This is a genomic window from Pseudomonas sp. AM4(2022) (assembly GCF_036346515.1).
GTDB lineage: Bacteria > Pseudomonadota > Gammaproteobacteria > Pseudomonadales > Pseudomonadaceae > Aquipseudomonas > Aquipseudomonas paracarnis.
Map to the genome: position 1 here is coordinate 48,429 of NZ_JAOTNW010000019.1, position 13,057 is coordinate 61,485.

The 13,057-nt window shown below is 58.8% G+C and carries 11 protein-coding genes; 1 reads left to right on the forward strand and 10 read right to left on the reverse strand.

All coding sequences use genetic code 11. The annotated features are described in order from the left end of the window. Positions 1 to 22 precede the first annotated feature (22 nt). The 4 genes from glmM to rlmE form a co-directional block, all read right to left on the reverse strand. Positions 23 to 1,360: a phosphoglucosamine mutase gene (gene glmM / locus ODQ19_RS22135; RefSeq protein WP_003194195.1), complete on the reverse strand. Its 1,338-nt coding sequence runs from the start codon at positions 1,358 to 1,360 to the stop codon at positions 23 to 25. Positions 1,361 to 1,376: 16 nt separating this feature from the next. After that, the gene (gene folP / locus ODQ19_RS22140; RefSeq protein ID WP_054898020.1) at positions 1,377 to 2,228 is read right to left on the reverse strand and encodes a dihydropteroate synthase; all 852 of its coding nucleotides are present in this window, start codon (positions 2,226 to 2,228) and stop codon (positions 1,377 to 1,379) included. An 8-nt stretch (positions 2,229 to 2,236) separates the two neighbouring features. Beyond that, on the reverse strand, positions 2,237 to 4,147 hold the full coding sequence (ftsH, locus tag ODQ19_RS22145) for an ATP-dependent zinc metalloprotease FtsH (protein ID WP_116668672.1): 1,911 nt from the start codon (positions 4,145 to 4,147) through the stop codon (positions 2,237 to 2,239). A gap of 200 nt (positions 4,148 to 4,347) precedes the next feature. Further along, positions 4,348 to 4,998: a 23S rRNA (uridine(2552)-2'-O)-methyltransferase RlmE gene (gene rlmE / locus ODQ19_RS22150; protein WP_014719954.1), complete on the reverse strand. Its 651-nt coding sequence runs from the start codon at positions 4,996 to 4,998 to the stop codon at positions 4,348 to 4,350. 106 nt (positions 4,999 to 5,104) lie between these two features. Between rlmE and ODQ19_RS22155 the strand changes: the two genes are divergently transcribed. Beyond that, entirely contained in the window at positions 5,105 to 5,413 is a 309-nt protein-coding gene (locus tag ODQ19_RS22155) for a YhbY family RNA-binding protein (RefSeq protein WP_003176146.1), read from the forward strand. Positions 5,414 to 5,422: 9 nt separating this feature from the next. Here the strand turns inward: ODQ19_RS22155 and ODQ19_RS22160 are convergent, their stop codons facing one another. The 6 genes from ODQ19_RS22160 to dnaJ all read right to left on the reverse strand — a co-directional run bounded on the left by ODQ19_RS22160 (position 5,423) and on the right by dnaJ (position 12,999). Next, a complete protein-coding gene (locus tag ODQ19_RS22160; protein ID WP_116668671.1) occupies positions 5,423 to 5,827 on the reverse strand; it encodes an MFS transporter in 405 nt (134 codons plus the stop codon). A gap of 28 nt (positions 5,828 to 5,855) precedes the next feature. Beyond that, positions 5,856 to 6,332, reverse strand: coding sequence for a transcription elongation factor GreA (gene greA / locus ODQ19_RS22165; RefSeq protein WP_330211243.1), 477 nt, complete (start codon positions 6,330 to 6,332; stop codon positions 5,856 to 5,858). Between the two features lie 2 nt (positions 6,333 to 6,334). Continuing rightward, positions 6,335 to 9,556, reverse strand: coding sequence for a carbamoyl-phosphate synthase large subunit (gene carB / locus ODQ19_RS22170; RefSeq protein WP_003194205.1), 3,222 nt, complete (start codon positions 9,554 to 9,556; stop codon positions 6,335 to 6,337). A gap of 105 nt (positions 9,557 to 9,661) precedes the next feature. Beyond that, positions 9,662 to 10,798 carry a glutamine-hydrolyzing carbamoyl-phosphate synthase small subunit gene (gene carA / locus ODQ19_RS22175; protein WP_003194208.1) on the reverse strand — a complete coding sequence of 379 codons (1,137 nt, stop codon included), beginning with the start codon at positions 10,796 to 10,798 and terminating at the stop codon, positions 9,662 to 9,664. A 259-nt stretch (positions 10,799 to 11,057) separates the two neighbouring features. Next, positions 11,058 to 11,864 (reverse strand): 4-hydroxy-tetrahydrodipicolinate reductase, encoded by an 807-nt coding sequence (gene dapB, locus ODQ19_RS22180; RefSeq protein ID WP_330211215.1) that lies wholly within the window; start codon positions 11,862 to 11,864, stop codon positions 11,058 to 11,060. A 10-nt stretch (positions 11,865 to 11,874) separates the two neighbouring features. After that, the gene (gene dnaJ, locus ODQ19_RS22185) at positions 11,875 to 12,999 is read right to left on the reverse strand and encodes a molecular chaperone DnaJ (RefSeq protein ID WP_330211216.1); all 1,125 of its coding nucleotides are present in this window, start codon (positions 12,997 to 12,999) and stop codon (positions 11,875 to 11,877) included. Positions 13,000 to 13,057 lie beyond the last annotated feature (58 nt).

A 13,057-nucleotide genomic window follows, 5' to 3' on the forward strand; every position in this document is an offset into this window, starting at 1 on the left:
CACCATCACTGGCAAGCCGAATTCAGGCGCAAACTTCAGTTACCAGTTTTGCCAGGTCTTCGGCATGGCCGCGAACCTGGGTTTCGTCCTCGCCTTCGACCATGACACGCACCAGAGGCTCAGTGCCGGACTTGCGCAGCAACACGCGCCCGCGCCCCGCCATTGCCTGGGTCACGCGCTCGCAGGCCTCTTTGACAGCAGGGTGCTCGATGGGGTTTTCGCCACCGGCAAAACGCACATTGAGCAGCACTTGCGGACACTTGCGCAGGGCTTGACGCGCCTGGGCCAGGCTCTCCTCGCGGCGACGCAGGGCGAGCAGCACCTGTAGTGCGGCGATGATAGCGTCACCCGTGGTGGTGTGCTGGAAGCAGACCACATGCCCGGAATTCTCACCGCCAACCAACCAGTTACGCTCCAGCAGTTCGGCGATCACATAGCGGTCACCGACATTGGCGCGAATAAAAGGAATCCCCAGTTCTGCCAACGCCAATTCCAGCCCGAGATTACTCATCAGGGTGCCGACCACGCCACCTTGCAGCTTGTTACGCTCATGCAGGTCACGGGCAATGATGAACAACAGGTCATCACCATCCACGATCGTGCCAGTGTGATCCACCATCAGCACACGGTCGCCATCGCCATCAAAAGCAATGCCCAGGTCCGCATGTTCAGCCAGCACAGCAGCCTGCAGCTGCTCCATGTGGGTAGAACCGCAATTGTCGTTGATGTTCAAGCCGTTGGGCTGAGCCGACAGCACGGTGACCTGTGCGCCCAACTCCTTGAAGACGCTCGGCGCTACCTTGTAGGTCGCACCATGGGCGCAATCGACAACAATCTTCAAGCCTGCGAAATTAGTGCTGCTCGGGACGCTGCTTTTACAGAATTCGATATAGCGACCTGACGCGTCGTTAATGCGCGACACCTTGCCCAGCTTGCTGGACTCGACCACCGTCATCGGCGCATCCAGCAGCTCTTCGATCATCAACTCGATCTCGTCAGGCAGCTTGGTGCCCTGCCCCGAGAAAAACTTGATGCCGTTGTCATCATGAGGATTGTGGGAGGCGCTGATCACAATACCGGCTTCAGCGTGGAAGGTACGCGTCAGGTAAGCGATCGCCGGCGTGGGCATAGGGCCCAACAGCATCACATCGGCCCCGGCGGCGGACAATCCGGCCTCCAGCGCAGACTCAAACATGTAGCCCGAAATACGGGTGTCCTTGCCCACCAGGATGCGACACGCGCCCATGCTGCGGAACGCCATGCCTGCAGCCCAACCCAGCTTGAGCATGAAATCAGGGGTGATCGGGAATTCGCCGACCCGACCACGAATGCCGTCGGTGCCAAAATATTTTTTAGTCATAAGTGCTCCATCATTCTTATTCGGCTGATTCTACAGCAGCGAGCATGCGCACCACATCGACCGTTTCGGCGACATCATGCACACGCAAAATACGTGCGCCCTTGGTCACGGCAAGCGCCGCAAGCGCCAGCCCGCCATACAGGCGCTCGCCGACCGGGCGATTCAAGGCGAGCCCTATCATGCTCTTGCGCGAAACACCGACCAACAGCGGGCGACCAAGGGCATGCAAGGCTTCCATGTGTTTGAACAGGCTTAGATTGTGCTGCAGGGTCTTGGCAAAGCCAAACCCCGGATCGAGGATGATCTGCTCAGGCGCAATACCCACCGCCACACACTGGGCAATCCTCTCAGCAAGAAACCCACTCACCTCGCCGACCAGATCGTCGTAATGCGGATTGTCCTGCATGTTGCCGGGCTCACCCAGCATATGCATCAGGCAGACAGGCAAGCCGGTAGCAGCGGCCGCATCAAGGGCGCCATCGCGCTGAAGCGAACGCACATCGTTGATCAACCCAGCTCCGAGCCGCGCAGTTTCGCGCATTACTGCCGGGGTGGAGGTGTCTACCGAGATGATGACATCCAGCTCACGGGCAATACGCTCAACTACGGGCGCCACCCGCTCCAGCTCCTCCAAAGGAGAAACAACACGAGCGCCGGGGCGGGTGGATTCCCCTCCTACATCAATCAGCGTCGCACCGGCAGCCACCATCGCCTCGGCGTGGCGCAACGCGGCATCCAGCTGGCTGAAGCGGCCACCATCGGAAAAGGAGTCAGGGGTTACATTGAGAATGCCCATGACATGCGTCCGGGCCAAATCAAGAACCCGGTTGCCGCAAGGCAACCGGGTAGAGGACAAAGCAGAAGTCATTTCAAACCTTAGTGATCAGCTGCCGGGCCGCCGATAGGCGTTTCAGGGCGCTCATTCTGCACCACAGGCGGAGTGCCCGAAGTACCCGAACCACCTTCCCAGTCGCGCGGCTCACGCGGCGTACGGCCCGACATGATGTCATCGATCTGGTCGGCATCGATGGTTTCGTACTTCATCAACGCATCAGCCATGGCGTCCAGCTTGTCACGGTTGTCAGTCAAAATCTGCTTGGCAGTGCCGTAGCACTGGTCAATGATGCTACGAACCTCGGAATCGATCAGCTTGGCTGTCTCACCTGAGAAGCTGGCGCTTTGCCCACCGCCGCCACGCCCCAGGAACACTTCGCCTTCTTCTTCGGCGTACATCAATGGGCCGAGTTTTTCCGACAAGCCCCACTTGGTCACCATGTTTCGCGCAATCTGGCTGGCACGCATGATGTCATTGGAGGCGCCAGTGGTCACACCGTCGAAGCCAAGGGTCATTTCTTCAGCAATTCGGCCGCCATACAACGAGCAGATCTGACTGATCAGCGCACGCTTGGAGAGGCTGTAGCGATCCTCTTCCGGCAGGAACATGGTCACACCGAGTGCCCGACCACGGGGAATGATCGACACTTTGTAGACGGGGTCATGCTCAGGCACAACACGACCTACAATAGCGTGACCGGCTTCGTGATAAGCGGTGTTCTGCTTCTCTTTCTCGGACATGACCATGGATTTGCGCTCAGCGCCCATCATGATCTTGTCTTTTGCCAATTCGAACTCTTTCATTTCAACGATGCGCTTGCCAGTACGAGCAGCGAACAGCGAAGCCTCGTTCACCAGGTTCGCCAAATCAGCACCGGAGAAGCCGGGAGTACCGCGTGCGATCACGCCCGGAGCCACGTCGTCACCCATCGGTACCTTGCGCATGTGTACTTTCAGGATCTGCTCACGGCCACGAATGTCCGGCAGGCCGACCACAACCTGACGGTCGAAACGGCCCGGACGCAGCAACGCGGGGTCGAGAACGTCGGGACGGTTGGTTGCGGCGATGACGATAATGCCGTCATTCATCTCGAAACCATCCATCTCTACCAGCAATTGGTTGAGGGTCTGCTCACGCTCATCGTGACCACCACCCATGCCCGCGCCACGATGGCGACCGACGGCATCGATTTCGTCGATGAAGATGATGCATGGAGCGTGCTTCTTGGCCTGCTCGAACATATCGCGAACACGGCTGGCGCCGACGCCGACAAACATCTCGACGAAGTCAGAACCGGAAATCGTGAAGAAAGGCACCTTGGCTTCGCCGGCAATCGCCTTGGCCAGCAAGGTTTTACCGGTACCCGGCGGGCCCACCATCAGCACACCGCGAGGGATACGGCCACCCAGGCGCTGGAACTTGCCCGGATCACGCAGGAACTCGACCAACTCGCCGACTTCTTCCTTGGCTTCGTCGCAACCTGCAACGTCAGCCAGGGTGGTCTTCACCTGGTCTTCGGAGAGCAGGCGTGCCTTGCTCTTGCCGAAGCTCATCGGCCCGCCCTTGCCTCCCGCACCACCTTGCATCTGGCGCATGAAGAACATGAACACGGCGATAATCACCAGGATCGGGAAGCTGGCCACCAGGAGCTGGGTCCAGATGCTTTGCTGTTCAGGCTGCTTGCCTTCCACAACGACCTTGTTATCCACCAGGTCACCGATGAGACCGTTGTCCTGAATGGCAGGACGAATGGTCTTGAAGCTGTCGCCATCGTTGCGCTTACCGGTAATCACGTAGCCATCAACCGCTACGCGCTCGACCTTGCCATCCTTAACTTGCTGGATGAAGTCGGAATAGTTGAGGGTCTGCGGCTCGTTAGGGCTGGAGAAGTTGTTCATCACCGTCACCAGGACAGCCGCGATGATCAACCACAGGATCAGATTCTTTGCCATATCGTTCAATTAACTACCCTCTGAAGCAAGCTCCGCTACTGGCGCGCGCTTCGCATGATATTCACCGGCCTAACTTACTACATTACCTACAACTCTGGCAGGCGCAGTCTGTAACCCTTTGTGAAACTTTGACCACTCAATATTCGTAAAGCTTGGTGACGAAAGCGATATAAAAAAACCTATCGCCCTCCTCGAATTTCTCAAAAACGCTCTTCGCTCGCAGCGCCTTCTACGCCGCGGAAGCCACGGCACAGCAGATACTGCTCCCTGGACCTGTCACGGGAAGAGTCCGGTTTGCGGGTCTGCACCTTGTCGAACAACTTGCGAATGTTCTTGTGGTACTCGTCGAAACCTTCGCCCTGGAAGACCTTCACCAGGAAATCGCCACCCGGACGCAACACCCGACCTGCCAAATCCAGCGCCAGTTCACACAGGAACATGGCACGCGGCATATCAACAGCCGGTAATCCACTCATATTGGGGGCCATGTCGGAAATCACAAGGTCTACCTGCGAATTTCCCACAGCCTCCAGGATCTCGGCCAATACTTTGTCCTCGGTGAAATCGCCGTGAACAAAGGTCACGTCCGGGATGCTGTCCATCTCGAGGATGTCGGAAGCGATCAATCGGCCTTGCCCACCAATCAGACGACTGGTCACCTGGGACCAGCCACCGGGGGCCGCGCCGAGATCGATAACGCTCATGCCTGGACGGATCAATTTGTCCTTGTCCTGGATCTCCAGCAGCTTGTAGCTGGCCCGGGAACGGTAGCCGTCCTTTTGCGCCTTTTTGACGTAAGGATCATTGAAATGTTCTTGTAGCCACTTAAGGCTGGTTTTGGAACGGGCCACGGGCCACCTCGAAAAATAAAACGGGTCGTGATTAACTGGGCGGTCCCGGACTCGCTCGGGTAAACTGGCCGCCGCTTTTTACAAGATCAGACGCAGGGGTCAGATTATGCCGCTCACTCAAGAGCAGAAGAAACAGTACAAATCCATTGGCCACCATCTGAAACCAGTTCTGATTGTGGCAGACAACGGCTTGACTGAGGGTGTGCTAGCCGAATTCGAGCGTGCACTGAACGATCACGAACTGATCAAGATCAAGGTCAACATCCTTGATCGCGAAGCGCGCCTGGCCGCCGTTGCAGAACTGTGCAAGGTGGGCAAAGCGGACCTGGTTCAGGTCATCGGCAAGATGGCGCTGTTGTATCGCAAGAACTTCAGCGTCAACAAGCAACTGTCGAACGTTCATCGCTTCAAATGATGAAAAGGGTCAAGGGCGTGCTTCGCGCGCCCCGCCACTCCATCCCGGCGCAGGTTGCATAACCAGCACCAAGCCAGAGAACCCTAGCACAAGATAGCTGAACAACTGCCAGCGCAACGCTTGCGGCAGCCATACATGCACCACGCAAAACATTGCGCATGCATACAGCGCCATCAACAGCAGTTGCCCGCGAATATCCCGCCACAAACTCTTCAAGCCTTCGGCCTTGATCAGCACCAACACCTGAAGCATCACGCACGCCGCCGCAAAACCCACCAGCAGCGCACTCAACAATCCGTCGATCTCGTCGATCAGCAGCGGCGCCAGGCCAATCAGGCCCAACGCCGGCAACACACCAATATGTAACAGCCATAGACCGCCCACCCAAAGCATCTGAGAGAGCTGCCAAAGCATGGCGCCCGCACGCAGCGGGCGCCGTCTTTCAGATGTGACGAACTTCGACAATCTCGTACTCAATGACGCCGCTCGGCGTTTTCACGGCAACGACGTCGCCTTCTTCCTTGGCAATCAAGGCGCGAGCAATCGGCGAGCCGACAGAGATCTTGCCTTGCTTGAAGTCAGCCTCATCCTCACCCACGATCTGGTAGGTCACGCTTTCGTCGGTCTCGACGTTGGCGATTTCCACGGTCGTGCCGAAAATCACCTTACCGGTATGCGCGATGGTGGTGACATCGATGATCACCGCATTCTGCATACGGCCTTCGATGTCACGAATCCGCGCCTCGACCATACCCTGCTGCTCGCGAGCAGCGTGGTATTCGGCGTTTTCCTTCAAGTCGCCCAGCTCGCGGGCCGTACCGATGTCCTGGCTCAGCTTTGGACGTACGACCTTGGTCAGATGGGCGTGTTCCTCTTCCAGGGCGCGAGCGCCCTGAACGGTCATCGGGTATTTGGTTATGCTCATGCCTTCAATCCTGCGTGTAGATCCTGCAAGCGACGCACGGTCTTTTCCGGACCGAACTTCAGCGCTTCACAGATAGCTTCGCCAGCAGCAATGGTAGTGGTGCAGTAAATCTTGTGCTGCAAGGCATTACGACGAATGGAATAGGAGTCCGCGATCGACTGACGACCTTCGGTGGTGTTGATGATCAGGGTGACTTCGTCATTCTTGATCATGTCGACCACATGCGGACGGCCTTCCGTCACCTTGTTCACGCGACGTACTTTCAGGCCGGCAGCCTCAATCAGCTTGGCGGTCCCGGCGGTAGCCACGACTTCAAAGCCCAAGTTGATCAGATCGCGGGCAACCCCTGCAACCAGTGGCTTGTCGTCATCACGCACGCTGATAAACGCAGTACCACCGGTCGGCAGCACTTCGCTGGCACCCATCTGGGCCTTGGCAAACGCTTCACCGAAGGTATCGCCCACGCCCATCACTTCACCGGTGGACTTCATCTCTGGGCCCAGGATCGGGTCCACGCCAGGGAATTTGGCGAACGGGAACACCGCCTCTTTCACACTGTAGAAGTTCGGAATGATTTCCTTGGTAAAGCCGATTTCCTTCAGGGTCTTACCAGCCATCACACGTGCAGCGATCATGGCCAGGGACACACCGATGCACTTGGACACGAACGGTACGGTACGCGAAGCACGCGGGTTGACTTCAATGACGTAGATGTCTTCGCCTTGCAGCGCCAACTGTACGTTCATCAGGCCGACAACGCCCAATTCCAGGGCCATCTTCTTGACCTGCTCGCGCATCTCGTCCTGGATGTGCGCCGGCAGCGAATACGGCGGCAGCGAGCATGCGGAGTCACCAGAGTGAACACCGGCTTGTTCGATGTGCTGCATGATGGCGCCGATCACTACGTCAGTACCGTCGCACACCGCGTCCACGTCCATTTCGATGGCGCAGTTGAGGAAGTGATCCAGCAGCACCGGGCTGTCGTTGGAGACTTTCACCGCATCACGCAGGTAACGCTTGAGTTCTTCTTCTTCGTAGACGATTTCCATCGCCCGGCCGCCCAGTACGTAGGACGGACGCACCACCAGCGGGTAGCCGATCTTGCTGGCCGCGCGGATGGCTTCGTCTTCGCTGCGCACAGTGGCGTTCGGCGGCTGACGCAGGTTCAGGCGCTCAACCATCTGTTGAAAACGCTCACGGTCTTCGGCACGGTCGATTGCATCCGGGCTGGTACCGATGATCGGCACGCCAGCGGCTTCGAGGGCACGCGCCAGTTTCAGCGGGGTCTGGCCGCCGTACTGGACGATCACGCCTTTAGGCTTCTCGACGCGGCAGATTTCCAATACGTCTTCCAGCGTTACCGGCTCGAAGTACAAGCGGTCGGACGTGTCATAGTCGGTGGAAACCGTTTCCGGGTTGCAGTTGACCATGATGGTCTCGTACCCGTCTTCGCGCAGGGCGAGGGCGGCGTGCACGCAGCAATAGTCGAACTCGATGCCCTGGCCGATACGGTTCGGACCGCCACCCAGGATGATGATCTTGTCGCGGCCTGTCGGCGCGGCTTCGCACTCTTCTTCATAAGTTGAGTACATGTAGGCCGTGTCGGTGGCGAATTCTGCGGCGCAGGTGTCAACGCGCTTGTAGACCGGGAAAATATCCAGCTTGTGGCGATGAGTACGCAGGTTCTTCTCGGTCACACCCAGCAGCTTGGCCAGACGCTGGTCGGAGAAGCCTTTGCGCTTGAGGCGGAACATCAAGTCGCGATCGATAGACGACAGGCCAAGCGTCTTGACCTTCTCTTCTTCCTTGATCAGATCTTCGATCTGCACCAGGAACCACGGGTCGATCATGTTCATGCCGAAGATATCTTCGACGCTCAGGCCGGCACGGAAGGCGTCAGCCACATACCAGATACGCTCAGCGCCCGGCACGGTCAGCTCGCGCTTGAGGATGCTCATGCTTTCCGGGTTGCTCAGGTCGAGCTTTTCGTCCAGGCCGCAAACGCCGACTTCCAGACCGCGCAGCGCTTTCTGCAGGGATTCCTGGAAAGTGCGGCCAATTGCCATGACTTCACCGACAGACTTCATCTGGGTGGTGAGGCGCGCATCAGCCTTGGCGAACTTCTCGAAGGCAAAGCGTGGCAGCTTGGTCACGACGTAGTCGATAGACGGCTCGAAAGACGCCGGCATAGCGCCGCCGGTGATTTCGTTTTGCAGCTCGTCCAAGGTGTAGCCGATAGCCAGCTTGGCAGCGATACGCGCAATCGGGAAGCCGGTGGCTTTCGAGGCCAGCGCAGAAGAACGCGATACACGTGGGTTCATCTCGATCACGACCATGCGGCCGGTGTCCGGGCAGATGCCGAACTGAACGTTGGAACCGCCGGTTTCAACGCCGATCTCGCGCAGTACCGCCAGGGAGGCGTTACGCAGAATCTGGTATTCCTTGTCGGTCAGGGTCTGCGCCGGAGCTACGGTGATCGAGTCACCGGTGTGCACGCCCATCGGGTCGAAGTTTTCGATGGAGCAGACGATGATGCAGTTGTCCTTCTTATCGCGGACAACCTCCATCTCGTATTCTTTCCAGCCGATCAGCGATTCGTCGATCAGCAGCTCTTTGGTCGGCGACAGGTCCAGGCCACGCGCGCAGATCTCTTCGAACTCTTCACGGTTGTAAGCGATACCACCGCCGGTGCCACCCATGGTGAAGGACGGACGGATGATGCATGGGAAGCCCAGGGTCTCGAGAACCGCGTTGGCCTCTTCCATGCTGTGGGCGATACCGGAACGCGGGCACGCCAGGCCGATGGACTTCATGGCCTTGTCGAAGCGCGAACGGTCTTCAGCCTTGTCGATGGTGTCGGCATTGGCACCGATCATCTCTACGCCGAACTTTTCCAGGACGCCTTCGCGCTCCAGGTCCAGGGCGCAGTTCAGAGCGGTCTGGCCGCCCATGGTTGGCAGCAGTGCGTCAGGACGCTCTTTCTCGATGATCTTGGCAACCGTCTGCCACTTGATCGGCTCGATGTAGGTGGCGTCGGCCATGGCCGGGTCGGTCATGATGGTCGCTGGGTTGGAGTTCACCAGGATGACGCGGTAGCCCTCCTCGCGCAGGGCTTTACAGGCCTGGGCGCCGGAGTAGTCGAATTCGCAGGCCTGGCCGATCACGATCGGGCCAGCGCCGAGAATCAGGATGCTTTTTATGTCTGTACGTTTTGGCATGGGTTTGTCACTCAAATCCGCAGGTCAGTCGGCAAGCCGTCTTGAACAATCTTTGAAGAGCCTGTGGGGGCCACCGCAATCCGGGGCCGCCCGCAGGCCACTCAGTCAGCGTCGCTTGGCCATCTCATTGATGAAACGGTCGAACAGCGGCGCTACGTCGTTCGGGCCCGGGCTGGCTTCAGGGTGGCCCTGGAAGCTGAACGCGCTCTTGTCGGTGCGCTCGATGCCCTGCAGGGAACCGTCGAACAGCGACTTGTGAATGGCGCGCACGTTGCTCGGCAGGGAGGCTTCATCCACCGCAAAACCGTGGTTCTGGCTGGTGATCATCACAACGCCGGTGTCCAGATCTTGTACCGGGTGGTTGGCACCGTGGTGGCCGTGCCCCATTTTCAGGGTCTTGGCGCCGGAGGCCAAAGCCAGCAGCTGGTGGCCAAGGCAGATACCGAACACCGGAATCTCGGTCTCCAGCACATCCTTGATGGCCTGGATAGCGTAGTCGCATGGCTCAGGGTCACCCGGGCCGTTGGACAGGAACACACCGTCCGGCTGCATCGCGAGCACATCGCTGGCAGGGGTTTGCGCGGGCACCACGGTCACGCGGCAACCGCGCTCGACCAGCATGCGCAGGATGTTGTACTTGACGCCGTAGTCATAGGCGACCACGTGGTAAGGCAGATCGGCAGCCTCGATAGTCGCGTGGCTGTCGGTCTTCAGATCCCACACAGTGGAACGCCATTCGTACTTCTCTTTGACGCTGACGACTTTCGCCAGGTCCATGCCCTTCAGGCCAGGGAAGCCTTGCGCCGCGGCAATCGCCGCCTCTTCGGAGATATTGTCACCGACCATGATGCAGCCGTTCTGTGAGCCTTTTTCACGCAGGATGCGCGTGAGGCGGCGCGTATCGATACCGGCGATCGCCACAACGTTATTGGCTTTCAGGTAATCGGACAGCGACATCGTGTTACGCCAGTTGCTCGCAACCAGTGGCAGGTCACGAATCACCAGGCCCGCCGACCAGACACGATCAGACTCGACATCTTCCGGCGTAGTGCCGGTGTTGCCGATGTGCGGATAGGTCAGGGTAACGATCTGTTGGGCGTAGGAAGGATCGGTAAGGATTTCCTGATAGCCGGTCATGGCGGTGTTGAACACCACCTCTCCAACGGTTTGACCGTCGGCTCCAATGGCTTCGCCGCGAAAAATGCTGCCATCAGCAAGGGCGAGTATGGCTGGCTTAGTCAAGAAGACCTCCCGTAAATAAAGCCTGAAAGGGCGATCGCAGGTTGTAAAAAAGCGGAGTGACGTATGGACACGTCACCCCGCTTCTTCACTGAATTATTCTGCGCGCTTTTAGTGGACACACTAAAGCTGTAGCTTACAGAAAAAGGCTTTTTTGGTCCACCGCTAATGAGCCTTAAAGGCAGGAGAATGCGACAGGACGTCGCTTAGCGGGTAAAAACGGGGCTACAGGATAATCCTGAGGCCCCGTTTTAGCTACTGCTTAGTGCAGGCCCAGCACGTCACGCATGTCGTACAGGCCCGACTCACGCCCTTCCAACCAGAGTGCAGCACGCACCGCGCCCTTGGCGAAAGTCATGCGGCTGGAGGCTTTATGGGTGATTTCCAGGCGCTCGCCCTCGGTAGCAAACAGCACCGTGTGATCACCGACCACATCACCTCCGCGCACAGTGGCAAAACCAATGGTGTCACGCGCGCGCGCACCGGTATGGCCCTCACGCCCGTACACCGCCACTTTCGACAGATCGCGACCCAGCGCATCCGCGATGGCTTCGCCCATGCGCAACGCAGTACCCGAAGGCGCGTCGATCTTGTGGCGATGATGGGTCTCGATAATCTCGATATCCGCCTCATCCCCCAGCACACGCGCCGCCAGGTCCAGCAATTTCAGCGACAGGTTTACGCCCACGCTGAAATTGGCCGCGAAGACGATCGGAATATCCTTGCCCGCCTCCACCAGCAACTGTTTCTGCTCGGCATTCAAACCGGTCGTACCGATCACCATGGCCTTGCCTGCCTTGCGGCAGAAGGCCAGATTTTTCAGCATCACTTCCGGCAGGGTGAAGTCGATCAGCACGTCGAACTCGTCAGCCACCTGCTCGAGGTTGCCAGACAGCGAAACACCGATGCGACCCAACGAGGCCAACTCACCTGCGTCCGCGCCGATCAACGTACTGCCTGGACGAACAATCGCCGCCGTCAGCCCGGAGGCCGGCGAGCGCTGCTGCACCGCCTCGACCAGCGTCTTGCCCATGCGCCCGGCAGCGCCCATTACGGCTATACGTCGCATATTCAGATCCTTACAGGTCGCCGAAGAAGCGTTTTACACCGTCGAAGAAGCCCGTGGTCTTCGGCGAATGCGAGTCATCGCCTTCCAACGAGCTACGGAACTCTTCGAGCAATTCGCGCTGACGACGGCCCAGGTTGACCGGAGTTTCCACCGCCACACGACACATCAGGTCGCCCGCACCACCGCCGCGCACGGGCGCAACGCCTTTGCCACGAATGCGGAACTGCTTGCCGGTTTGAGTTCCCTCGGGAATCTTGAGCTTGACCCGACCATCCAGCGTCGGAATCTCCAGCTCGCCACCCAGGGCCGCATCAACAAAGCTGATCGGCACTTCGCAGAACAAATGCTTGCCGTCGCGCTGGAAGATCGAGTGCTCGCGCACATTGATCACCACGTACAGGTCGCCCGTAGGGCCGCCCTGGGCACCCGCCTCGCCTTCGCCCGACAGGCGAATACGATCACCGGTATCCACACCCGCCGGTACTTTCACCGACAACGTCTTGTACTCTTCGACGCGGCCTTCGCCGTGGCAGGAGTCGCACGGATCGGAAATGATCTTGCCCTGGCCATGGCAACGCGGGCAGGTTTGCTGCACCGAGAAGAAGCCCTGCTGCATGCGTACCTGCCCGATACCGCCGCAGGTCGGGCACGTGATCGGCGAGGAGCCTTTCTTCGCACCCGAGCCGTCGCACGGCTTGCAGTTAACCAGCGTCGGCACACGGATATTGACACTGGTACCGCGCACGGCTTCTTCCAGGTTCAGCTCCAGGGTGTAGCGCAAGTCGCTGCCGCGCTGAGGGCCGCCACGCTGGCCGCCACGGCCGCCGCCGAAGAAGTCGCTGAATACGTCGCCAAAAATATCGGAGAAGTTCTGGCCACCAAAACCGGCACCGCCGCCACCCATGCTCGGGTCGACGCCAGCATGGCCATATTGGTCGTACGCCGCACGCTTATTGGGATCACACAGGCATTCGTAGGCCTCGTTGGCCTCTTTGAACATCTCTTCGGATTCTTTGTTATCCGGATTACGGTCCGGGTGGTGCTTCATCGCCAGGCGACGGTAGGCCTTCTTCAGGTCCGCCTCGCTGGCGCCACGCTCCACACCCAATACTTCGTAATAGTCACGCTTTGCCATAAGTCTTTGCACTCTTAAGGACGTTCGACCTGGCCCTCCTGAACCCTGCCAAACTCGT